At 63.1% G+C, this 24,440-nt stretch carries 17 protein-coding genes; 11 read left to right on the top strand and 6 right to left on the bottom strand.

Annotated elements, in window-relative coordinates; genetic code table 11:
* The 5 genes from JF616_20690 to JF616_20670 all read right to left on the bottom strand — a co-directional run.
* Positions 1-190, bottom strand: a 190-nt coding sequence (locus tag JF616_20690; GenBank protein ID MBW8890179.1) for a phospholipase, incomplete at its 3' end; no start/stop codon positions are given.
* Between the two features lie 31 nt (positions 191-221).
* Positions 222-1,355, bottom strand: a complete 1,134-nt coding sequence (locus tag JF616_20685) for a hypothetical protein (GenBank protein MBW8890178.1) — start codon at positions 1,353-1,355, stop codon at positions 222-224.
* 4 nt (positions 1,356-1,359) lie between these two features.
* The gene (locus tag JF616_20680) at positions 1,360-1,638 is read right to left on the bottom strand and encodes a hypothetical protein (protein MBW8890177.1); all 279 of its coding nucleotides are present in this window, start codon (positions 1,636-1,638) and stop codon (positions 1,360-1,362) included.
* 24 nt (positions 1,639-1,662) lie between these two features.
* Entirely contained in the window at positions 1,663-2,982 is a 1,320-nt protein-coding gene (locus JF616_20675; GenBank protein MBW8890176.1) for a phospholipase, read from the bottom strand.
* Positions 2,983-3,038: 56 nt separating this feature from the next.
* A complete protein-coding gene (locus JF616_20670) occupies positions 3,039-4,274 on the bottom strand; it encodes a hypothetical protein (protein MBW8890175.1) in 1,236 nt (411 codons plus the stop codon).
* 365 nt (positions 4,275-4,639) lie between these two features.
* Here JF616_20670 and JF616_20665 point away from each other — a divergent pair, with 365 nt between their 5' ends.
* The gene (locus JF616_20665) at positions 4,640-7,774 is read left to right on the top strand and encodes a fibro-slime domain-containing protein (protein MBW8890174.1); all 3,135 of its coding nucleotides are present in this window, start codon (positions 4,640-4,642) and stop codon (positions 7,772-7,774) included.
* 29 nt (positions 7,775-7,803) lie between these two features.
* Positions 7,804-10,962 carry a fibro-slime domain-containing protein gene (locus JF616_20660; protein ID MBW8890173.1) on the top strand — a complete coding sequence of 1,053 codons (3,159 nt, stop codon included), beginning with the start codon at positions 7,804-7,806 and terminating at the stop codon, positions 10,960-10,962.
* On the opposite strand, the gene JF616_20655 is transcribed toward JF616_20660, so the two are convergent.
* The gene (locus JF616_20655) at positions 10,963-11,853 is read right to left on the bottom strand and encodes a helix-turn-helix domain-containing protein (GenBank protein ID MBW8890172.1); all 891 of its coding nucleotides are present in this window, start codon (positions 11,851-11,853) and stop codon (positions 10,963-10,965) included.
* 182 nt (positions 11,854-12,035) lie between these two features.
* Between JF616_20655 and JF616_20650 the strand changes: the two genes are divergently transcribed.
* From JF616_20650 to JF616_20610, 9 genes are all read left to right on the top strand, one after another.
* The gene (locus JF616_20650; protein ID MBW8890171.1) at positions 12,036-13,160 is read left to right on the top strand and encodes a ThuA domain-containing protein; all 1,125 of its coding nucleotides are present in this window, start codon (positions 12,036-12,038) and stop codon (positions 13,158-13,160) included.
* A gap of 15 nt (positions 13,161-13,175) precedes the next feature.
* On the top strand, positions 13,176-14,669 hold the full coding sequence (locus JF616_20645; GenBank protein ID MBW8890170.1) for a hypothetical protein: 1,494 nt from the start codon (positions 13,176-13,178) through the stop codon (positions 14,667-14,669).
* A gap of 2 nt (positions 14,670-14,671) precedes the next feature.
* The gene (locus JF616_20640) at positions 14,672-15,970 is read left to right on the top strand and encodes a hypothetical protein (GenBank protein MBW8890169.1); all 1,299 of its coding nucleotides are present in this window, start codon (positions 14,672-14,674) and stop codon (positions 15,968-15,970) included.
* Between the two features lie 323 nt (positions 15,971-16,293).
* Positions 16,294-17,763: a carboxypeptidase regulatory-like domain-containing protein gene (locus tag JF616_20635; GenBank protein MBW8890168.1), complete on the top strand. Its 1,470-nt coding sequence runs from the start codon at positions 16,294-16,296 to the stop codon at positions 17,761-17,763.
* 97 nt (positions 17,764-17,860) lie between these two features.
* Entirely contained in the window at positions 17,861-19,072 is a 1,212-nt protein-coding gene (locus tag JF616_20630; protein MBW8890167.1) for a glutathione-dependent formaldehyde dehydrogenase, read from the top strand.
* A gap of 118 nt (positions 19,073-19,190) precedes the next feature.
* On the top strand, positions 19,191-20,315 hold the full coding sequence (locus tag JF616_20625) for a substrate-binding domain-containing protein (protein MBW8890166.1): 1,125 nt from the start codon (positions 19,191-19,193) through the stop codon (positions 20,313-20,315).
* Positions 20,312-21,868 (top strand): sugar ABC transporter ATP-binding protein, encoded by a 1,557-nt coding sequence (locus tag JF616_20620; protein ID MBW8890165.1) that lies wholly within the window; start codon positions 20,312-20,314, stop codon positions 21,866-21,868. The genes JF616_20625 and JF616_20620 overlap by 4 nt, the downstream gene beginning before the upstream one ends.
* A gap of 4 nt (positions 21,869-21,872) precedes the next feature.
* Positions 21,873-22,985 (top strand): sugar ABC transporter permease, encoded by a 1,113-nt coding sequence (locus JF616_20615; protein MBW8890164.1) that lies wholly within the window; start codon positions 21,873-21,875, stop codon positions 22,983-22,985.
* Between the two features lie 132 nt (positions 22,986-23,117).
* The coding region (locus JF616_20610) for a right-handed parallel beta-helix repeat-containing protein (protein ID MBW8890163.1) at positions 23,118-24,440 on the top strand (1,323 nt) is incomplete at its 3' end.

Genomic DNA, 24,440 nt, shown 5'->3' with positions numbered 1-24,440 from the left:
CCGTTTGCACCTCGTCGGTTTCGGCCTGGGCGAAGCTATGCCCATCCTTGTCGACGCAGGCGCGGGGATTGGCCGGATCGACGCCGTCCACTTCCGGATACAGGGATTTGAAGCTGCCCAGCATCTGGTCGAAGGAATGGTTCTCGAGCATCAGGAGGACGACGTGCTTGATTCGGCCGGTATCCGGCATGTTACGGTCCTTTCTTTCCGGGAGCGGAGGGTTAGCCCGGTTCCACGTTCAGGCTCAGTTCGACGGATGCGGTTCCATGCCAGGCCGTGAAACTGTCGTTCTTGATCAGCAGGGGCAGGGAGAAGCCTTTTTTGATGGGCAGCGCGATGCCCAGGCCGTATACATTGGCCCAATGGCCATGGGTCCAACCGCCTCCCTCCGTTCCCGCCATTCCCGAAAAAGCGGTCCCGGCCGCGACCGTCAATTCAATCGGGTTTTCCGATGCGTTGGTCAGGGCGAAATTGTAGGCGAGGCCCACGGGCAATTCCCATCGGTAGCCGGACCAGGTCGAAGCCGAATCGGTGATGCGATAGCCGGCGTTGGCCTTGACCTCGCCGCGGGTTCCCACGCCCCGGTAGGCTTCCAGGGAGAGATCCCAATACCCGGATTCGCCGATGCGGTAGCCCGCGGAGATCTCGACGGTCGCCAACAAGCGCTTATCTATTTCGGCGGCGATAGAATCGCCGGCATCCCTGATGCCTTGGATGTCCGCCTGTAACTTGGCTCCGTACCTTTTGTAGAAAACCGGATCAAGATCCTTGGGATCCTGGCTGGCGGTATACCTTTTCTGGGAGGCGGTGTATTGATCGTAGAACACCTTGTAGGGCCCCGAGCCTTTGCCCAGGTTGGTTTCCAGGTAGGCGACATAGCCGCTATCGGCGGCATGCATGGTCTCCAGTAAACCGTTGATCCGGGGCCGGAGGTCTTCCCCGAAATTATGCGCGAGCCGATCCCGGCGGTTGATGAAGGCCCAACGGACCTTGCCCCCGATACGGTCCACCTTGGCGCTGTCGCCCATTCCCGCTTCCAACCCTAAGTTCACGTTGCGCTGGAGGGGGTTCGCCAACAAGAGCGTGTCCACGTCGTATTCCGGATGGAAGATGGAACGCAGGCCGTAGAGGGATGCGTTCAACTCGAAAGCCCCGTCCTGCGAGGAGAGGATGTTGCCTTTCACCGCCGCCGAATAATACCGGGCGATCCTTTCGTTGAAGGAAGAGAACGATGATGGCCGATCGGATTTGGCGTCGCGAGCGATCTGGGCCGGACGTAGGCTTTGCGCCCGGCCCAGGGCGGTTGCGGCCAAGATCAGGAGCGGAAGCGATAGCGCGGCTTTGGATGGGCTCATCGGGTTAGATCTCGAAGTCGAGCCAACCGCTGCCCGGATCGGAGGTGAATTCGGAGGAATCCAGGACTTCGTCCCCCCTGCGGACTTCGATGACGACCTTTCCTTTCCCCGGGACTGCGGCGACCACGGGCCATCGATAGGCGCCGCCGGCGACCGCGCAGTCTTGCGAGCCCGATTTGGGGAAATGGATGGTCTCGCTTTCGGTTTTGACGTCGCAGGTTCCCGCCCCGCCCGTAATCGTGCAAACGAGGGTAAGTGCTTTGGCAGCGGAATCATCGGCCATTTTATTTGGTCCTTCGGCCATGGCTCAGAAATGCCGCATCAGGTCGGGGAACTTCTTGGCCGCGCCCACGGGATCCAGGTTTTTCATCTGTTGCCAGGCGGCTTGGAAGGCCGCCGGCATGGGCGACGCGGCCTGGTGGCCGGGTGTGAAGCCGGAGGGTTGAGGATCCCCGATGTGGGGGATGTCCGTTCTCGGCTGGGCGCGGGTGAAGACCTCGGAGACGTTCCCGACCTTACGGGCGTCGACGTCGGGAGAGTAGACCCCGCTGCCGAATTTCTCGGCGATGAATTTGAGGATGGAGGTATGATCGAGGTTGCCTTTGAACACGGCGCCCGCCTCCACGAGCGGGGAGATGACGAAGGCGGGGACGCGCGGGCCCGTGGTATGGAAGGGTTCGTAACTGGCCGGGCGGGGCGGGAAGGTGCGCACGGGGAGGGGAGAGACGTGGTCGAAGAAGCCGCCATGCTCGTCGTAGGTCACGATGAGGGCGGTTTTGGACCAGCGCGCGGGATTGGCGATGAGGGCGTTGTAGATGCGGAGGAGGAAGTCCTGGCCGTTGGAAGCCGCCGTGGGGGCGTGGTCGTCGTTGGGGAATTCCTTATGCGGGGAATCGGTATAGCTTGGCTCGATGAATAGGACTTGCGGGAAGGTTTCCTTCTCCCACAGAACGTCGCTGGCGAAGTGGGTGAAGTCTTGGAAATGATCGTCGTGCAGCAGGGTATGGATCCATTTGGGCATCAGCGAGAAGAAGGGAAGCTTGTCGTGGTAGACGCGCCAACGGATGTTGTGCCGGTTGAGCCAATCGTAGACGAGATCCTGGTCGTCGAGGAGTCCGCTTTTGTTGAGATCGATGAGGGAGGAGCCGCCCATGGCCATGAGGCGGTTCGGCTGGGTGCCGGCGGGCAGGGGACAGAACCAATGATCGCAGATGGCGAAGGAGCGGGCGAAGAAGTCGTAGGTGGGGAGCTGATCGCCGGTGAAATAGCCCATGGGAAGGGGGTTGCGATCGCAGAGCGGCTCCGGCTCGGGATAGCTTTGCACGAAACCGTTCATGGGGAAAACGCCGTTGACCGGCATTCCGAGCTGGGTTTCGATGTTGGGGCGCTCGTGCGGCGGGTCGCCTACCATATTGATGGAGGAGTCCGAAAAGCGGGCGATGGGATAGGCTTTCCCGGCCTTATCGTGGTTGGCGAATTGCATCCGCCAGGCCGGATCGTCTTTCAATCCTTCCACGTCTTTCCGGTTCCACGGAGGCAGGGAAAGGTATCCCAGCATGTGGTCGAAGGAACGGTTTTCCATCATCACCACGACGATGGTATCGATGGCATCGAGCTTGGACGACATGGTCTTCCCTTCCGTGGGACGGGATGCCGCGATCCCGTGCGGAGGGAAAACCTAATTCAACGCGGGGTGGGAATGAAGGCTCCGCGAGCGAAAACCTTTTCGCCTTGGGATGCGCGGTAGATCAATGCGCCTGTCGTTTCGGAAGGATCGAGAAGGAGACGTACCGGACCGGGAGCGAGCGCGACCATAGAATGGGTTGCAAGTAATCGACCCGCGGCGCCGTACAGGGAAACGGTGATACGGCCCGCGGAGGGCGGGGTTATGGACAAATAGGATCCAAGAGCCTTGGGAGAGGCTTGGACCGACCCATCGTCCAATCGCAGACCGGTCGTGCTCCATTTCAAGGTCGCGCCCGCGCCGGCCCGCACCTTGGACTCCACTTGGGCGACCGGGGTAATCGTCAACGTATAAGGCGGAGTGAAAGCGCCGCTGGTGGCGGTTTTGCTGCCGGTGGTATTCTGGTAGAGGTTGTTCCGCTCCAGCCCGGTCCCTCCCGGGTCCAAGACGATGGGATCCTTCACGCCGATGAAGACGTTGTCTTCGATGAGCACGCGGGCGTAGCCGCCCACGGTGATGCAATAGTCGGCCTCGGTCGAAGTCGTGAGGTTGTTGACGATATGCACGTCGCCGTAGCGGGTGCGCGGCATGCGGGAGCCGATTCCCTTCCACCACCAGTTGTACTGGAAGGTGGTTTTGTAATGCCCGATGTCGGGGGCCAGGCTATCGTCGGAGCCGAAGAGGTTGGAGCGGTTGTGGGGGTTGGGGTAGGTGTAGTAGAACTTGACCCAGCTGATGGTGAAGTAATCGCAAACGTGGGTGATGTCGAAATTGCCGTCCTGGCCATCCGAAACATCCAAGTGGTCCGCCCATACGTTGCTCGATCCCTCGAAGTGGACCGCATCCGCCCCGGCCTTGCAGGAATCGTAGTTGGTGCCGCAAGGGGGGAGGGAAACCGTGAGGTTACGGATGATGACGTTTTTCACGCCCTTGCCGATGATGGACCCCTTGATGGAAGAGCCCGGGAAGCCGATCAGGGTCTTGTCGGAACCGAGGACGACGTCGCCCGTGAACGAACCATTGAGATAGAAGATATGGGAGCCGGCGGCCTTCAGGCCTGCGTTCAGCGTGGACAAACTGGCTACGGTATCGACTGGGCCGCCCTTGCCCCCCTTGGTGCCGCCGTTCTGGGAGGCCCAGCCGAAGGCTTCTTCCTGGTCGAGGGACGTTTGCGCCCGCGAAATGCCGATCACGGCGGCGACCAGCATCGCGGCCTCAAGAAGGATTCTTTTCACCTGGCTACCGATCCTCCTTCATCCGGATGGTAAGCTATTCCCATGTTTGCGGGAATACCTTGCGAATCCATCCTCCGTGCCCCTAGGTTCCTCAAATCCCAAATCGGCCCAAGTGCGCGTAAGATTTCGGCATTAGCCATGGGATTCCCCGCGCCGCCCCGATTGCGTTTTGTGGTCTAAACGGCATCGTGCTTTAAGGATGAACCCCGCCGCCGGCTCCTTACACTTAACTTTCGGAGGGTACCGTCTGCATGGGACGGGACTCAAGCCGGTTGAATTCGAGGGGATTCATGTTATTAGCGATTTCGGAAAAAAAAGACGCCATTAGTCGGGCCGCATTCGGCCTCCTACTATTTCTGGGAGCCATGGGCGCGCCCCGGGCCCAACAGGCTCCAAGCCCCCTTACGGGCAAGATCATCCATCTGTATAACCCATTCGATGGCGCCCAGCCCCAAGTCGATCTTTCGGGCACCGGCTACGACATGCCGCATGAGACGGGCAATTGGTACAAGTTCGAATTCAGTTCCGTCGGCGCATCGCTACAGTCGTGGATGAACAGTTTCGGGATCCGGACCGCCGATTGGCATAACTTCGGGCCCAAAGGCCTGGGGGGGACCACCTCCGTTTGGCCCGAAAGCACCACCTTCAAAGCCGCGAACGAAATCTGGATCATGGTCGACCCTTCCGGCCCGGATTCGGCCGCGCCGCAAATCATGACGGCCCCGCCTAAGACGGTGCACGTCCTCAATCCTTGGCCCATCAACGGCCCCGCCATGATCCTGAGCGGGAAGCGCGTGACCATGCTGGCCGATAAGGAAAACTGCGGCTGGTATTTCGCCTATATCCTGTCGGGCGCATCGAGCGGGTATTTCGCCAGCGTAGCGGATAACCAGTCGTGGGGGAAGGGCGGCTTCGACGACCCCACGCCTTTCGATTTCGCGTCCCTCTTCGCGAGCAAGGGGCCCGATCTGTGGATCGTGAGCCAGACCGAATTCTACGGGGCGAATCCCGGCAAGCTGGGAACGTGCACTTACGAGATGGCGGCCACGGTGCACGACATGGCCGAAGCCCATCCCGATTACGGCGATAAGGGGGCTCCCGGAGGAAAAGGCATGGTGCAAGCGGCGCTTGGGCCGGATCATAAGCCGGTGGGGACTTCCGCGGCGCCCGGGCATTTCAATACCTGGTTCAACACCGATCCGAACGCGGCGCCTCCGCTCAAAGGGGCCGAGACCTGCGTGAACCTGGAGATGGGCAAGGCCGATGATGGCTTGTGGTACTACGACTCGTACGACGTGCCGAAGACCCATAGCTTTTTCCCCATCGACGATTTCAACACCCTCGATCAGAATACGGGGCCTTCGTGCTATGAGGATCCGTCCGGGGGTTTCCATACGGCTGCCGCAGGCGACGTGCATAATTTCGGATTCTGCATGGAGTCGCATGCCAATTTCGTCTACAAAAAAGGCCAGGTTTTCGATTTCCGCGGCGATGACGACGTGTGGGTCTACATCAACAATAAGTTGACGCTGGATCTGGGAGGGGTGCACGTCGCCCTGGCCGGGAAGATCAATCTGGATACGCTCGGGCTCACCGAGGGCCAACCCTATCCGTGGGACTTCTTCTTCTGCGAACGGAAGAAGTGCGGCTCCTCCCTGCGCATCAAGACCACCATCTATTTCAAGCAGCAACGCGCCTTGGATCATGCCGACCAGCCTTTGCCCGGCGGAGGGACCAGTTATAAGGTGATCAAGCGTATCGGCGGAACGGGCGCTTGCGGAAGCTCGGGGGATTCCCTGAAGGAAGTGGCTCCGGGTCCCTTGACCTTCGTGTTGTATCAGGTGGGCGGGGACTCCATCCAGGAGTTGCCCAAAGCGACGGTGTCCTTCGGGGGCATCAACGTGGGCGATGGTTCGGTGACGGTGGATACCAGCAAGGTGACGGGACTGGCCCCGGGGCAGTACCGCATCGTCTTCTACGAGACCGCCAGCCCGCGCTTGCGGGACGAGGTGCGCTTCTCGGTTCTGCCCCATAACGTGGTTGAGTTCATCGGGCCTTATGACCTTTCGACCACCCTCGGCTCTACCATCGCCGTGGTCGCCGCCAATCGTTTCAAGGATTCCGTGGTGGCGGGCGCCGTCCCCTGGGTTCCCAACTTCCCGGCCGGGCTCTCGGCATTTTCGGATTCCGGTAGAACGGCCAAGGTCGTCTCGGGCGCGACTTTGACCACGGCCGCCTCAGGCCTCGACACCTTGTGGCTGACGGGCGATCCCGCCGCCACGACGGATCAAACCTATACCGTGTCCATCCCGGGCAGCCAGAAATCGGTGAAAGTAACCTTCAAGTTACCTCCCATCGATTTGCCCAAGGGGGTATCGGCGGCCCTTTACGACGACGACGGCGACGGCCGCGGCGACCGGTTGGAAGTGACCTACGATCGGGATATTTCCGCGGCCTTGCCCAAGGCCATGGCCTACCGCTGGCCGTCCTCGAACGCGGCGGATTCGTCCTTGGGGACCGACTTCGCCTCCAAGCTACAAGGGACGACGACCCTGGTCTTCCGCGGGAAGGCGCTTTCGGCAGGTATCCTCACCGCTGGCGATGGGGTGGTCAAATCCACCTATGCCGCGCGCGGGAAGGATTCGACGCAGAGCATCCCCATCCAGGATAAGATGGGACCGGTCCTGCGCACGGCCATAATGCACTTAGGGCAAAGCTTCGACACTTTACAACTGGTTTTCAGCGAGGCGCTTTCGCCGGCGTCCCGCGCGGCCAACCCGGGGGATTTGTTCGGGTACAAGCTGGGGGATTCGGCGGCCGTCGCCGCCATCGCGCCACATGACACCGCGTGGGCGAAGGACGGCAGCTCGGTATCCCTGACCTTCCCTTCGAGTTCGATCCCCGAGCCCAAGGCCGGTGATTTCGTGCGGCTCAACGACGGACCCGGCCTGGCGGCGGACGCCGCGGGCAACCGGCCCGGCCCGCAAACCCGCTTCCATCCCATCACCGGGGACAGGCGCACCGGCATCCTGACCGTGACGTACCGGGAAGTGGTTCCCGATCCGGCCCTTTCGGCGGAGCCGACCTTCAAGGTTTCCTTGGAGGCTTCCGGCGCCGACGTGAAGACGGTGGTGGACCGCAGCGGTCGCATGGGTCACTTGTTGCAGTTGGAACTGGCGGATTACGCGGTGGGGGACGGGGTGACCGTTCCCGAGCCCTCCCAGGTGGCCTTGGACTATAGCGTGGCATTGTTCACCAACTTGGGCGTGCCGGTGGCCTCGGAGAAGCGGGAAATCCTATGCACCGATGCCGTCTTCCAGGGGGATTGCCGCGCCCATCGGGGCCGCGTATTCGTGGGCTGGAATTATACCTCGGCGAGCCGGGCCAGGATCGGGACGGGGGCCTACGTGGCGCTCTTCGACTTCAAGGTGAAGGTGCAAGGGAAGACCGAGGCCAGCGGGAACCTGAAGCAGATCTGGGGTCTTTTGCGGAAACGCTGAGGAGCCTTTCGGGAGGAAATAGGGGCGGCATGTTCTATCCGAAGACATTTCCGAAAGGCGCTTTTCGCGGCGCGGCGTTCGCCTTGGCCATGTTCTCGGCGGCCCCCGCCCTGGTGGATGCCCAGCAGGCGAGCCCATTGACGGGCAAGGTCGTGCATATCCTGAACCCGTTCACGGGCGCGCTTCCGCTCGTCGATTTGTCGGGCTCCGGTTATACCATGACGGAGGAGGGGCCTAATTGGTACCGCTTCGATTTCAACTCCATCGGCGGGAGCCTGCAGCCCTGGATGAATAGCTTCCAGATCCGCACGGCGGATTGGAAGCGCTTCGGGCCCGCGGGCATGACGACCACCGACGCGCCCTTCAGCGTGGACTTGTTCGGCGCGGGGACGGATATCTGGATCGTGGTCGATCCCGCCGGGCCTCCCGATGGTCCTCCGCTCATCCTCACCAAGCCGCCGGGAACGGTGCATCTTTTCAATCCCTGGCCCGCGAACGGCCCGAAGATGATCCTCAACGGGAATCCCATTCCCATGACGGTCGACAGGGCCAACTGCGGATGGTATATCGGTTACACCCTTCCGATAACCCCCTTGAACGCTTACTTCACCAACGTGGCCGACGGGCAGGCTTTCGGCGCCGGCGGCTTGGACGATAAAACCCCTTTCGACTTGGTCGCGCTATACGCGGCCAAGGGAAGCGATGTTTGGATCGCGAGCCAGACGGAGATCACGGGGACGAATCCGGGTAAGGTGGGATCGTGCACGTACCAGATGGCCGCTACGGTGCACGACATGTCCACCAAGCATCCGGATTACGGCTCGGGGGGCGGCGGGCCAGGCATGGTGCAAAGCGCGTTGGGCGCCGATCATAAGCCCGTGCCGACGGCGGCGGCTCCCGGGCATTTCAATACCTGGTTCAATACCGATACCGCAGCGGCTCCACCGCTCAAAGGCGCCGAAACCTGCCTTAACCTGGAGATGGGCAAATCCGACGACGGGCTCTGGGAATTCGATGATGAAAAAAGCATGCCCGATAAGGGCGGCTTCTTCCCCATCGACGATTGGAACACTTTGGATGCCAACCAGACCTGCACGGACGTAAAGCACAATTACGGGTTCTGCCTGGAATCCCACGCCACCTTCGTCTACCAGAAGGGCCAGGTCTTCGACTTCCGCGGCGATGACGACGTGTGGGTGTACATCAATAACAAGCTGGCCCTCGATATCGGGGGCATCCATCCGGCCACGCCCGGCTCGATCAACTTGGACACCCTCGGGCTCAAGGAAGGCCAGCCCTACCCCTGGGACTTCTTCTTCTGCGAACGCAATATGTGCGGCTCCTCGTTGCGCATCAAGACCACCATTTATTTCAAGCAGCAGCGCGCCCTGGACCATGCCGAGATCACCCTGCCCGGCGGGGGAACCGGATACCGGGTCATCAAGCGCATCGGCGGAACGGGCGCCTGCGGCAGTTCGGGGGATGCCCTCAAGGAAGTGGCGCCCGGCCCCCTCACCTTCGTCTTGTACAAGGTGGGCGGCGATTCCATCCAGGAGCTGCCCAAGAAGACCACTTCCTTCGGCGGCGTCGTGATCGGGGACAGTACGGTTTCGGTGGATACCACCAAGGTGACCGGCTTGGCGCCGGGCCAATACCGCATCGTTTTCTACGAGACCGCCAGCCCGCGCCTGCGCGATGAGGTCCGTTTCACGGTGGCGGCCCACAACGTGGTCGAGTTCGATCCGCCCTATACGGTTTCGGTCGTCGTCGGGACCATGGTCAAAGTGGTGGCCGCCAACCGCTTCAAGGATTCCCTGGTGGCGGGGGCCGTAGCTTGGACGCCGTCCTTCCCGGCCGGGGCCCTGGTCTATACGGATTCCTCCCGTAGCACGCGGGTTACCCCGGGGGCATCCCTGACCACCGCCGCCACCGGCCTGGATACCCTGTGGGTCGCGGGGGATCCCGCTGCCACGGCGGATCAGACTTTCATCTTTTCCATCACGGGGAGTTCGAAAACGGTGAAGGTAACCTTCACGCTACCTCCGCTGGACCTGCCCAAGGCGGTTTCCGCCGGCATCTACGACGACGACGGGGACGGCCGCGGGGATCGGTTGGAGGTGACTTACGATCCGGACATTACGGCGACCCTTCCCAAAGCGGTCGCCTATCGTTGGCCGTCTTCGGCCGGGGCGGATTCCTCGCTGGGAACGGATCTGGCATCCAAGCTGCAAGCCGGAAAGACCCTGGTGTTCAGCGGGAAGGCGCTTTCGGCGGGCATCCTCACCGCCGGCGAGGGCGTGTTCAAATCCACCTACCCCGCGCGCGGGAAGGATTCGACGCAGACCCTGCCCATCCAGGACCATATCGGGCCGGTGATCCGCACCGCGACCCTGCATCTAGGCCAGGCCTATGATACCCTGCGCCTGGAATTCAGCGAGCCCATCGCCTCCCGCTCGGCCAAGCCCGAGGACATGTTCGGATACAAGCTGGGGGATTCTTCGGCGGCGGTTTCCATCGCCCCGCATGATGTCGCCTGGGATTCCACCTGGACCGCGGTGACCCTGGTTTTCGCGTCCAGCGTTACGCCCGAGCCAAAGGCCGGCGATTTCGTGCGGCTTAACGACGGGCCCGGCCTGGCCGCCGATGCGGCCGGCAACCGCCCGGGCCCGCAAACGCGTTTCCATCTCATCACCGGCGATAAGCGCGGGCGTATCTTCACGGTTACCTATCGCGAAATCCCGCCCGACCCGGCCCTTTTCTCGGGCCCCGTCTTCCAGGCGACCCTGGAAGCTTCCGGCGCGGACGTGAAGGACGTGGTGAATCGCACCGGTCGCATGGGCTTTTTGCTGGAAGCGGATCCCGCCGACTACGCGGCCGGCGATGGCGTCACCGTTCCCGAGCCCTCCCAGGTGGCCTTGGAATACCAGGCGGTCCTCTTCACCAACCTGGGCGTCCCGGTGGTTTCCTCCGGCAAGCGGTCCTTGCTTTGCACCGACGCTATCTTCCAGGGCGATTGCAGGGCGCACCGCGGCCGCGTATTCATTGGCTGGAATTACGCCTCGGACGCCCGCGCCAAGGTGGCGACCGGAGCCTACGTGGCCATGTTCGATTACCAGATCAAGGTGCAAGGCAAGAGCCAAGTCGCCGGCAGCGTGAAGCAGATCTGGGGACTGCTCAGGAAGAAGTAGCTACTCCGCGCGCGCGAGGCGGCGGTATTCCGAGGGCGAAACGCCCTTGCAGGCCTTGAATAGCTTGTGGAAGTGGCTGCCCGCCGTGAAGCCGCATTCGCCTGCGACATGGGAGATGTCCCGGTCGGATTCGATGAGGGCGCGGCAGACCAGATCGATGCGCGCCTCGTTGATGTATTCCGTATAAGGCTTCCCGATGCGCAGCTTGAACCACCGGCTGAAGCCCGCTGGCGACATGCCGATCCGGCCCGCCACGGCGGCTTGCGAAAGGGGGTTCACCAGGCTGGCTTGGATCAGTTTGCATACCCGATCCAGCTTTTCGTCCAGGCCGCCTCCCGGACCGGCGGAAACCAGCGGTCCGCCCACCGAGACCAGGTCATCGGCGGATGCCAGTTCCGCCATGGCCGAGAGGAATACACCCAGTCGGCGCGGCGATGCGGGCGGCAGCTCCCCCATGCGGCGGATCAAGGGGAGGACGGCGGCGCGGGTCGCGCTTCCCGCGCGCAAGCCCCTGCGCGCGGCCGATAGGAAAGCCTCGAAGCCATGGAATTCCGGGAAGCCGGATAACGTTTTCCGCATCGCTTCCGGTTGGAAATGCAGGACCAAGGCCCGGATCTCCTCCTTCGCGCCCGGCGAAGGGAAAAACGAATGGGCTACGCCCGAACCCAGGATGAAGAGATCGCCTTGGCGGAATTCGCCCAGGGACTCGCCGATGATCCAAGTGCCGCTTCCCGATTTGACCAAAAGGATCTCCACCTGCGGATGGCGGTGATCGCGCTTCCTCCGGGTCTTGAGGACCTCGACGTATTTGAAGGTAGGCTCGTTGGGCTGCGCATCCTGGGGACGGGCCGCGGGCGGTTTCGGGAAGGGCAGGAGAACGGGGTTGGCCATGGGGCCAATATATCCGCAAACGCGCGTCCGCGTCGAGGATTCCCATCGGGCGGGCCCGTTTCCGGGGCCTTATGTTAAGAAAGCATAGTCGCTAGGTTAACTTCGGGCCGACCGCATGCCGGCCATCGAAGTAACATGATCGGGCGGGACCGGATTATCCGGCCCGCGCCGGAGAATTTTCCATGAGCAAATATCTCGCGGCGCTGGGCTTGGCCGCCTGCCTCTGGGCTCCTTCATCGGCGGCGTACGGTCCTGTCCGATCCAACCTCAAGCGGGCGCTGATCTACTTCTATAATTACGCGGGCGATCATACCAATACCCCGGACTGGTGCGGTTACCTGATGAAGCTGGGGGCGGCCCATGGCATCACCATCGACACCACGCGCAATCCTTCGAACTTCACCACCGCGAACCTATCCAACTACCAGGCGGTCGTCCTCTTCAATGCCTATCTCATCGGCCAGAGCATGTCCCAGACCCAGAAGGATGCGCTCCACGATTGGTATAAGCAGAACCGCGGAATCGCATGCTTCCATCAATGCGTGAAGAATAGTTGGGGCGGCGCTTCGCCTAATTGGTACGATAGCCTCATGGGAGGGCATTACATCAAGGCCGCCGGTTTCGGCACCGGCCCGGTATACGTGGAACCGGCGGTGGCCGGGAGCGATCTGGCCATGAACAGCGATTCCACGCCGGTGGCGGCGGGCACCAGCATGAAATGGAACGATGAATGGTATACCTACGACGGGACCCCCGTGTTGCCCGATACCAAGTTGATGTGGACCACCAAGACCGGGGACCATAGCTTCACTTTCGTCCTGCCGGGAACCGTCCAGCCCATGGCCTGGGCGCGCACGACCAACGGGGGCCGCTTCGTCCTCAACTCCATGTACCATACCAGCGATCTGATGCAGACCACCGACGCGGCCTTGAAAAAGTTCCACGACGGGGCCTTCCTGGGCGCGATGCGATGGGTGGCGGGATATACGGGATGCACCGATCCTTCCAAGCCGGGCTATAATCCCCAGGCTACGCATAACGATCCGAACGTCTGCGCGACCACTAGCGTTATCGATGTCCGAATGCCTTCTCGCGATGTCCCCGGAGAGGCCGGGCGCGTGCGCGTTTCCTTCGCGGGGCAGGGGGAACATGTCCTCGACGTATACGACTCCCGCGGGCGCAAGGTCTTCTTCGTGAGGGGTAGGGGGCCTCGGGAGTACGGTCTCGATGCGCTCGCTCCTGGCATGTACCACCTGCGCGCCCGCGCGGGAATGGAATCCTTCAACCGCAGCTTTTTGATCCTCTAAGAATCACCCATAATAATGTTTATCGATATCCGCCCGGCCCTGGCGCTACTGACGGGGGCGGTTTGCCTGGCCGCCGCCGCCGCCGAGCCCGATCTCATCGAAAGGAAACCGCTGGCCATCGGCACCAAGATGGAGACCGGCCAGATCGTGCAAGGCGAGCCGGACATCAATGCGGTCGACCCCTCCAAGTTCTATCTGTCGCAAATCGGCGTGAACCTGACCCAAGAAGTCACCGTGAACCACCGCCTCGAGATGAAGGTGGGGGTGGGCGGAGTGTTCTTCTATTCCTTCCCGAACATCCGGGGGGATGCCGGATCGCAGGGGACCAAGTTCGGCCCGGGCGTTTCGCAGGCCCAGGTCAATTACAAGTTCGGCGATCCCGATGCGCCCTACGCGAATCTCCGGGTAGGTTATTTCCCCTACAAGTACGATCCGGACGCGAAGAACCTGGGCGAATACCTGTTCCGCAGCATGGCTTATCCCACCTTCGTCTTCACGGGCGGCTGGTCCATCACGGATAACGCCTTGGCCAAGATCCAAGGCGCGCAATTCACGGTTTCGCAATTCGGCGGAATGCTGAAGCATGATTTCCTGCTCTCGAGCGAGCGGGATTTCCGGCCCCAGGGCGACTTCACGCCCGCCTACGTCGGCACCTTGAGCGCCGGAGCCTTCCAGTTCGGGGCCGGCGTTTCCTTGTACCATTTTCTTCCCATCGAAAAGAAGCGCACGGAGTCGCGGGAGATGGGCCTGGAAACGATCCTCCGCTTCCCCGACTTCCCGCAATTCACCGCCACCCCCGATTCGGAAGCCAAGTGGGCCTATCCCGGCGCTCCGGTGACGCATGCCCGCGGCCCGGTTTCCATGACGGCCAACGATCTGCAAAACCTGGTATTCGAAGCCCGGAAAGGGCCGGTATTCTCCCAGGATTCCCTGAGGAACCTCGCCATCGCGGATAGCGTGGAGAAGAGCCTCCATGCCGACACCGTGACCTTGACCGTGCAAGGCGTCAAGTTGATGGCGAGGGGATCGTTCGACATCCAGAAGATAGCGCCCATGCCCTTCCTGGGCGAAAACGCCTTCAAGGTCTACGCCGAGGCGGCGCTGCTGGGAGTCCAGAACCAAACCGGATTCTTCGAGAAACGCTGGGAACGCATGCCGGTGATGTTCGGCATCGACCTTCCCACCTTTCGCTGGCTCGACGTGCTATCGTGGGAGATGGAGTACTTCCCCTCCTCGCTGCCGGACAATTTCGATCGCATGTTCGATTACAACTACGTAGCCTACCCCGATTACAGCCTGCTCTTCCACTCGTCCTCCAAGAACCGGCGGGACGATTGGAAATGGACCTTGTACGCGGATAAACGGATCGCCACCGGCCTGTCCCTGGTGGGCCAGGTCGCCAACGATCATTTCCGCACGGTCAATCGCCAGATCCTGTTCACGGGACAATCCCTGATGCGCACGCCTTCGGACTGGTACTACGTCGTCACCTTGAATTTCGGGATCTGAGCATGGATCGCAGGGAATTTTCCAAGACCATAGCGGCCGCGGCGGCGATGGGCTTGTTCGAAGGCAACCGGATGCTGGCGGCCGGTCCCGATGCGCCCGTGACGACGGCGCCCGAGGGCCTACCGAAGGCGGCTCTTCCCGAGGCAGGCCTCCCGGCGCGCACCCCCGGGAAATTGATCATCGAGAAGATCGATTTGTTCCCGGTCCGTTATCCGATGACCATGCGCTTCAAGTTCTTCGAAGGGCCGGTGAGCAGCGGGGGCCGTCCCGCCATCATCATCAAGATCACGGCTTCGGACGGGACGGTGGGTTGGGGCGAGAGCGTTCCCATCCCTCGTTGGGGCGGGGAGACCGCCGAAGGCGCGCTGGCCTGCCTTAAGAATTACCTCCTTCCCGTGCTGAAGGGCCAGGACGCTTCGGACCTGGAGCATCTCCACGCCCTGATGGGCAAGGAGATCGCGAACGGTTTCACCACCAGTTATCCCATCACCAAGGCGGGACTCGACATCGCCTTGCATGACTTGGCGGGGAAGGCCCAGGGGAAGAACCTAGCCGAACTATGGGGGCTCAAGGCGCCCGAGGAAATGGTCCTGAGTTGGACCTTGAATCCCGTGGGCCTCGACGAGATCGATGGGCTGATCCAAAAAGGCAAGGACCGCGGGTATCGCAACTTCAACGTCAAGATCGCGCCGGATAAGCGATTCGATCTCGAGTTATGCCGGCGGGTGAAGCGGGCGGCCCCGGACGGTTTCCTTTGGGCGGACGCGAATTGCGGATACGATCCCGCCACCGCTTTGGAGATGGCCCCGAAGCTCGCCGACGCGGGCGTCGCCGTCTTCGAGGGACCGATCCATCCCCACTGCCTTTCCGGCTTCCAGGATCTGCGCAAGCAAGGAGCGCTGCCTATCATCATGGACGAAGGATGCATTTCGCCCATCGAAGTCTCCGAATTCATCAAGCTGAAGATGCTGGACGGGATCGCCATGAAGCCATCCCGTTGCGGCGGCTTGATATCCGCCAAGGCGCAGATCGAGCTCCTGAAAAAGGAAGGCCTGTCCTTCCTCGGCAGCGGTCTGACGGATCCGGATATCTCCCTGGCCGCCAGCCTGATCCTTTTCGGCGCATTCGGCCTCAACCGGCCCGCAGCCCTGAACGGCCCGCAATTCCTGGGCGCCAGCGTGTTGAAGCAGCCCTTCGCCGTCCGCGACGGGAAGATCAAGATCCCGAAAGGACCGGGTCTCGGCATCGAAGTGGACGAAGAGAAAGTCCGCGATCTGTCGGCGCGCACCTGGCGTGGTTGAATCCCCCTCCGCGGAAATCGTGCTTTTGCCGCGCCGTTCAGGTCGGATCGATTACTGGAAATTGATCGATCGCGACGCTGCGGACCAGCAGGATACTTTCGACGGAATTAGGTCATCCACGACATGACGCGCCGCGGTTCGTACCGCGCGGTACGGATTCGGCGCCCTGCGGGAAGCTTCCCCCCGATAACACCCTCTTTCCGAAGGAACCGATTCTTCCCGTAAATCTCGTCACGGGATATTTTTCTTCCGTCATCTTGGGCGGCCGCCGGTGGCATCGGGGGGAGCGGCCGCCCTTATTTCACATAGACAGGGAGAAACGCATGAGTCGGTCGATCAGATTCGCAGCTGCCGCATTTTTATGGGCCGCCTTGGGCATACAAGCCGCCACCGTAACCGGCACCGTCCGCGCGACGGCCGCTACCGCCGGAGCCACGGGAGATCCCATCGCGGGCGCCCAAGTGGTCCTCATCAAGGGCGCGCTCGGGGCGGGAGGCGTGCAAACGCGCGTCGATTCGATGGAGACGAACGCCCAGGGGGAATTCACTTTCACGAAAGCGGATACCGGGATCACGTTACTCTCGGCCACCAAGACCGGCTACCAGGCCGGAACCGGATTCGCCAACGTGCTCGCCGATACCGGCACTTACACCGTCAATATCACCTTGCGTCCCCCGGCTGATACCACTCCCGGCAAGCTGCAAGGCACGGTCCGCGCGGGTACCGCGCAGGGCGCCCCGCTGGCCGGCGCGACCGTCGTGGTTTCGCGTACGGGCGGCGGAGCGGGCGTGCGGGATACCCTGACGACCGATGCGCAGGGCCACTTCGTCATCGCCAGCCTGGCTCCCGCCACCTATTCGGTGCGGGCTTCCGATACCGGCTATCAGGCCGGAACCGTTACCGCCACGGTGCGCGCGAAGGATTCGGCCGTTGCGGATATCGCGCTCCTCCCGAACAATGCCTCCGGATCCGTTTCCGGAAAAATCACCAAAGCCTCCGACGGTTCCGCGGTTTCCGGCGCCGAAATCGTCATGTCGATCCGCGCGGTCGCCGGAGGGACTCCCCGGTCCGATACCTTGAAATCGGGATCGGATGGCACGTACAAGATCGACAGCGTTCCGGCCGGGCAGAGCTTCACCCTGACCGTGAAGGCGGACGGCTTCCAATCCATCGCCAGCGCCGGGCTGACGGTGGCCTACCAGGCGTCCCGCGTGGTCGATTTCGCCCTGCTTCCGGAAGTCGCCGGCGATACCACCCATGGATCGGTGGCGGGAATCGTAAGCGACACCGCACATAAGGCGGTGGCGGGGGCCCAGGTTATCTTGGCGCGGACGGGCGCGGCCGCGGGAGATTCCTTGCCTCCGGATACCGTCAAGACCGATGCCAACGGCCGGTTCGAATTCCCGTCGGTCACCGCGAAGATCAGCTATCGGGTTACCGTCAGCATGACGGGCTTCCGGAACGGCACCGCCAACGTGACCGTGACCGTGGGACAGACTTCCATGGCGAATATTACCTTGCTGCCGCCCGTCGCCATCCGCGCCGTATCCTCCCGGTCGGCGGGCATGCGCCTGTATGCCGGTTCCGCGGGACGGTTGATCCTGGAAATGCCCGCTTCACCGTTCCCGGCAAAGGTGCGGGCCTACGATGTCCGCGGCGCGGCCCTCTTCGCGGGCTCCCTGTCGGCGGGCGAGACGAGAATGGATATCCGGTGGGGTAACGGAAGCCTGGGATACGTGGTGGTCGAGCGCGGCGGCGAATTCCACCGCCTCGCGATCTCCCCGGCGCGGTAAGCCCCGAGGGCGCCGCTTTCATGCCTCCTTCCGAAAAGCGATTTTGATTGAACGGGCCGGCATCGGCCCGTTCCGCTTTTCAGCCGAGGAGGCACCCATGAAAGCCATCGTATTCAAAGGCGTCGGCGACATCCGCTTGGAGGAAGTCCCCGATCCCGAAATCGAATCCTCCACCGACGCAATCGTACGGCTAACCGCCAGCGCCATCTGCGGTACGGATCTCCATCTCGTGCGCGGCTCCATGCCCGGCATGAAGCCGGGCACCATACTGGGCCATGAGGGCGTTGGCATCGTCGAAGCCATCGGCGAAGACGTCCGCAACCTCGAGATCGGCGAGCGCGTGCTGATCCCGTCCACCATCGCTTGCGGTTCATGCTCCTACTGCCGGGCCGGCTACTATGCCCAATGCGACGGCGCCAATCCCAACGGGCCCGAAGCCGGTACGGCGTTCTACGGCGGCCCCATGGAAACGGGCGGCTTCGACGGCTTGCAGGCCGGGAAGGCGCGCGTCCCTTTCGCCCACGTGAACCTGATCCGCATTCCCGACGAGGTGAGCGACGAACAGGCTTTGCTGCTCTCCGATATCCTGCCTACGGGCTATTTCGGGGCCAAGCTGGCCGAGATCAAGCGCGGCAATACCGTGGCGGTTTTCGGGTGCGGGCCGGTGGGCCAATGCGCCATCCTGTCGGCCTTCCTGTTGGGAGCGGGACGCGTCATCGCGGTCGATTGCGCTCCCGATCGGTTGGGGCTGGCCCGCCGGCAGGGCGCGGAAGTCGTGGACTTCAACCTGGAGGATCCGGTGGCGGCCATCAAACGGCTGACCGGCGGGATTGGCGCGGATCGGGCCATCGATGCGGTGGGCGTGGACGCGACCCATCCCGATTCGGGCGCGGGGGGGAAGGCGGCGCGCAAGTTGGGCGAGAAGTTCGCCCAGGAAGCCGAGGAGATCGGGGCCGATCAAGAGGACGCGAAAGATTGGACGCCGGGCAACGCGCCTTCCCAGGTCTTGCGTTGGGCGGTGGAAAGCGTAGCCAAGGCCGGCACGGTGGCCATCATCGGCGTGTACCCGCAAACGGCGGAATTCTTTCCGATCGGCATGGCGATGATGAAGAACCTGACGGTGAAAGGCGGCAATTGCAACCACAAGCGCTATATCCCGCGCCTTTTGGATCTGATCCGCACCGGAGCCATCCATCCCGAGCGCCTGGTGACGACGGTGAAGGGAATCACCGATGCGGTTTCGGCCTACCAGGCCTTCGCCAAGCATGAACCCGGTTGGATAAAGGTGGAATTGGAACCGCAGGCCTAACCGCGTTTCGCCGGCTAAAGCCCCCATCGATCCGTGACTCTTGTTAATTTTCCTCCGGGAATTTTTTCGGGCCCTTCCAGCGGAGGAAATCATGCTATCAGGGGAAAATCGCCGCGCGATGCGGGGCGCTGCCAAGTCCATCCAGATCGGCGCCCTCGGCGCCCTTCTTTTCGCCGCGGTAGGCTGCAATAAGAAAGGCGATGAGAAGCAAAGCGCAGGCGGGCCCGCGCCCTTGGTCATCGGCCTATCCCTGGCCGATCTGAAGGAAGAGCGGTGGCAGCGCGATCGGGATTTCTTCACGGCCAAGGCGCAAGCCTTAGGCGCGCAAGTCATCGTGCAGGACGCCGGCGGGGATCCCAACGCCCAGGTGAGGCAGTGCGACGGCCTATTGGCCAAGGGCGCCAAGGTCCTGGTGGTGGTCCCCAAGAACGCCGACGCGGCCCGACCCATCGTGCTGAACGCCCATGCTAAAGGGGTCAAGGTGATCTCCTACGATCGCCTCATCGGCGACGCCGACGTGGACCTGTACCTTTCCTTCGACAACGAAAAGGTGGGGGAGATCCAGGCGCGCGCCATCGCGGCCGCGGCCCCCAAGGGCAATTACCTGCTATTGCGCGGCGATCCCGCCGATAAGAACTCGGACATGATCCACGCGGGCCACATGAAGGTACTCCAGCCCCTGATCGACAAGGGCGACATCAAGGTGGTGGCCGATCAAGGTTGCGACAAGTGGTTGCGCAGCGAGGCCCGGCGCATCACCGCGGACGCCTTGCAGAAGTCCAAGATCGACGCCATCGTGGCCAGCAACGACGGAACGGCCTCGGGGGCCATCTCGGCCCTGGAAGACCGTAAGCTGGCGGGCAAGATCCCGGTTTCGGGCCAGGACGCCGATCTCATCGCTTGCCAGTACGTATGGCAAGGCTTGCAGACCGTGACCGTCTACAAACCGATCCAGAAGTTGGCCGAGGCCGCCGCGGAACGGGCCGTACTGGCCGCGCAGGGACGGGCCATCGATAGCGCGACCGCCAAGATCGCCAATGGCGGCAGCCAAGTGCCGGCCCTGTTCCTGGAGCCGATTCCCGTGACCAAGGAAAACCTTTTGGCCACCGTGGTCGCGGACGGTTTCCATACGCAACAAGAGGTCACCGGCGCTGCGAATGGCGCGGGCGCTCCTGCCGGAGCGGTCGCCCCTACTGCGACAGGCGCGGCTACCGGAACGCCCGCGACGGCGGCGAAGCCCTGAGCCAGGCCGTCCTCGCGGTTCGCGGCCTCGCCAAGGCCTATCCCGGCGTGCAAGCGCTCGACGGGGTGGACCTGGAGATCCGCGCCGGCGAGATCCATGCCCTATGCGGCGAGAACGGCGCCGGCAAATCCACCCTGATCAAGATCCTGGGCGGGGTGCTGCCGCACGGATCCTACCAGGGCGAAGTCACGCATGCGGGTAGCCCGTGCGAATTCCATGGCCCCCGCGACTCCCTGGCCTCCGGCATCCGTATCATCTTCCAGGAGTTGGCCCTGGCCCCCGACCTGAGCGTGGCCGAAAACGTTTTCCTCGGGCGCGAATCCGTTTCCGGCTTCGGCATGCAAAGGGAGCGGATGCAGGCGGAGGCCGCGCGACGATTGGCCTTGCTCGGACTGGAAAGCCTCGATCCTTCCGCCCCGGTGAACTCGTTGCCCGTAGGCCAAAGGCAGATGGTGGAAATCGCCCGGGCCCTCGGGCCCGCCCGCGCCCTGGGGCCCGCCGGCGAGATGGGCGGCCAAGTCCTGATCCTCGACGAACCCACCTCCGCTTTGTCCCAGCGCGAAGCCGACGCGTTGCTTCAGGTCCTGGCCCGCCTCAAGGCCCAAGGGCTCGGCATCCTCTACGTATCCCACAAGCTGGAAGAGGTCTTCGCTTCCGCCGATCGCATTTCCGTCCTCCGCAATGGACGCGGCATGGGCACCATGGATCGCGCCGAGGCCACCCCGGGCAAGATCGTCTCCCTCATGATGGGCCGCGCCCTGGAGGAGGTTTTCCCGCCCTTGCCACCGCCGCCCGATGCGGCTTCCGCCCCGGTCTTGAGCCTTAAGGATTGGAGCGTCCCATCCCGGGTCAATCCCTCCATCGACATCCTGACGGGAATCACCTTGGAACTGAGGGCCGGCGAAATCCTGGGATTGGCCGGGCTGATGGGCGCGGGCCGCACCGAGCTGGTCGAATCCCTCTTCGGCCTGGGGCCGGCGGGACGGGGATCCATGGTATTGGACGGTGCGCCCTACGTCCCGGCCGGGCCGCCGCGCGCCATAGCCCGCGGCTTGGCGCTGGTGCCCGAGGATCGCCGCCGCAACGGATTGTGGCTCGAAAAATCCATCCGCGAAAACGTTTCCGGGGCCTGCCTGGCGCGCTTGACGCGGCTCGGCGTCATCGACGGCGACGGCGAATCCCGCCTGGCCGCCGAATCCATCCGCGCGTTGGGCGTGAAGGCCCCCGATGGCGAGTTCGCCGCGGGCCAGCTTTCCGGGGGGAACCAGCAGAAGGTGGTGTTGGCCAAATGGCTGGCGGCCAAGCCCCGCGTGCTTTTGCTGGACGATCCCACCCGCGGCGTGGACGTGGGCGCCAAGGCCGAGATTTACCGTCTGATCGGATCGCTGGCTGCCCAGGGCCTCGCCATCATCCTCATCTCTTCCGAATTGGACGAAGTGCTACGCTTGTCCCATCGCATCCTGGTCCTGCGCGGGGGCCGCCTCGCGGGCGAATTCCCGGGCGGTTCCGCCGACAAGGAAACCATCCTCTCCGCCAGCGCCGGAGGCGCTTGAAAACATGAAACGCACCTTCGCCATCCTGGCCACCATCCCCGCGATCTGGATCCTTTTCCATTTCCTTTCCGGCGGCGCGGTCCTCACCGCCGGCAACATGGTGAACCTCTTCAAGTACCTGACCGTGGTCGGCATCCTGTCCACCGGCATGACCTTCGTCATGGGCGCCGGCCACATCGATCTTTCCGTAGGCTCGGGCCTGGGCCTCTTGGGCGCCGTCAACGCCCTCCTGCTCGACCACTTTCATTGGCCCTTGGCTCTGTGCCTCCTGATCAGCGCGGCCTTGGCAGTCGCCATGGGCCTTTTGCACGGGGCGCTGGTATCCGGCCCGCGCATTCCCGCCTTCATCGTCACCCTGAGCGGGCTGATGGCCTATATGGGCCTTAAGCAATACCTGGCCAACCCCGTCATCCCCATCCGCGACCGGATCTTCCTGGGGCTGGGCCAAGGCTATCTCGCGCCCTGGCAAGGCTATGCCTGCGCCGCCCTGGCGGCGATAGGACTGGGGTTTTCGCTTTGGCGGCAAAGCGTCGCGCGCCGAAGGCACGGGCTCAAGGGCGACAAGGCCTGGCGCATGGGCTTGGCCTGGGCGCTTCCGACCGCGGGCTGCTTCGCTTTCGCGACGGTTTGCAATTTCGATCGCGGCGTGCCGGTTTGCGTTCTGGCGATGGCCTTGGCGGCCTGGGCCTGCCATTTCCTCGCCGTCCGCACCCGCTTCGGGCGGCATGCCTTCGCCATGGGATCGAATCCCGAGGCCGCGCGCTATTCCGGCATCTCCTTGCCTCGCGTCACCGTGGGCGTTTTCGTCCTGATGGGCCTGCTCACCTGGCTGGCCGGCCTCACCGCGACCTCGCAATTGATGGCCGGCGCGGCGGATATCGGGGATTACCAAGAGCTGTACTCCATCGCCGCCTGCGTGATCGGCGGGACCAGCCTGCGCGGGGGCACGGGTAACGTGTGGATGTCGCTGCTGGGCGCCTTGCTGATGGCCAGCATCCTTAATGGCATGGAGCAAGTGGGCATCCCCTCCACCATGCAAAAGGTGATCCTCGGGATCATCTTGAGCGCCTCGGTGGCGTTGGATCAAGTACTGGGCCGGCGTTCCAGTCGGGCTTAAGGCTTCCGGGGCCCGGAGCCGGTTGTCGCGGCGGTTCGGGTTGTCACAATTGTGCCCAGTCCATCGCCGATGGGCCGGGTCGCCGCCGTTCGCGGGGGATAGATTTCCCCAATCCCTCGCGGAAGGAAACCTATGCCCCTCGTCCTTGCCCGTTCACGGTTCAACATCCCATTCGCCCTCGCCCTGCTTGGCTTGACCGTGCCCGCCCAGGCCCGTTCCCTGTACGCCGCCCCGGCCGGAAAGGAGTCCGCCGCCGGCACTTCCGCCGCGCCTTTGACCCTGCGGGCGGGAATCCAGGCCCTGGCCGCCGGGGATACCTTGTTTCTGCAGTCCGGCGCTTATGCGGATACCGCCCAGTTGACCATAGCCACGGAACATTCCGGAACGGCGGGCAAGGAGATCTGCCTTTTCGCGGCCCCGGGCGCCAAGCCCGTGCTCGATTTCTCCGGGCAGCCCTACGGGAAGGATTCCAATCCCCGCGGCCTGGAACTGGACGGCTCCTATTGGCATCTGCGCGGTTTGGAAGTGAAAGGTTCGGCGGACAACGGCATCTACGTCGCCGGCAAGCATAACGTGGTGGAGAATTGCGTCACCCACGGGAACCGGGATACCGGTCTCCAGATCGGGCGCCGCGCCAATGCGGAGCAGGCGGATTGGCCCTCCGACAACCTGATCCTGAACTGCGAATCCTACGACAATTACGATATGCCGCCGGGCGCCGGCGAGAACGCGGACGGCTTCGCCTGCAAGCTGACCGCCGGCAGCGGCAACGTGTTCCGCGGCTGCGTGTCCCACAATAACATCGACGACGGCTGGGACCTGTATACCAAGACCGATACCGGGCCCATCGGGCCGGTGACGCTCGATCAATGCGTATCTTATGGCAACGGGACGCTCAGCGACGGGACCTCCAACGCCAACGGCGACCGGAACGGGTTCAAGTTGGGGGGATCGGACATCGCCGTGGCGCACTTGGTGACGCGCTGCGTGGCCATCGGCAACGGGAAGAACGGGTTCACCTGGAACAGCAATCCCGGCGCAACCCATCTGATCAATTGCCTCGCCATCGACAATACCGAAGGCAACTTCAATTTCGGGAACAGCTCCACGCCCACCGAAGCCGTTTTCGCCAACAACGTTTCCTTCTGGTCAAAATCCGCGGCGGCCTCGGACAAGACCTTGGGGACCGATTACCAGGGAAGCAATTGCTGGTGGGATAAGTCCAAAGGCAGCATCGGGAGCAAGTCCCTCACGGTAACCGCGTCCGAATTCGCGGTCTCCCCGGCCTCCATGAAGGTCTCCCGCTCCTCCGCAACGGGCGCGCCCGACCTCTCGGTCTTCCGCCTGGCCGCCGGCAGCAAGCTAGGTAACGCGGGCGTGACCCCTCCGGGGCCGCTCCCCTTCGAAGCGGCGGCCTATTACGCGGGAGCCCCGGACCTGGGGGCGGTGGAAGGG

This window comes from Fibrobacterota bacterium (assembly GCA_019509785.1).
In the GTDB taxonomy this organism is placed as follows: Bacteria; Fibrobacterota; Fibrobacteria; order UBA11236; family UBA11236; genus Chersky-265.
This window is presented reverse-complemented; position numbering and strand designations above follow the sequence as displayed.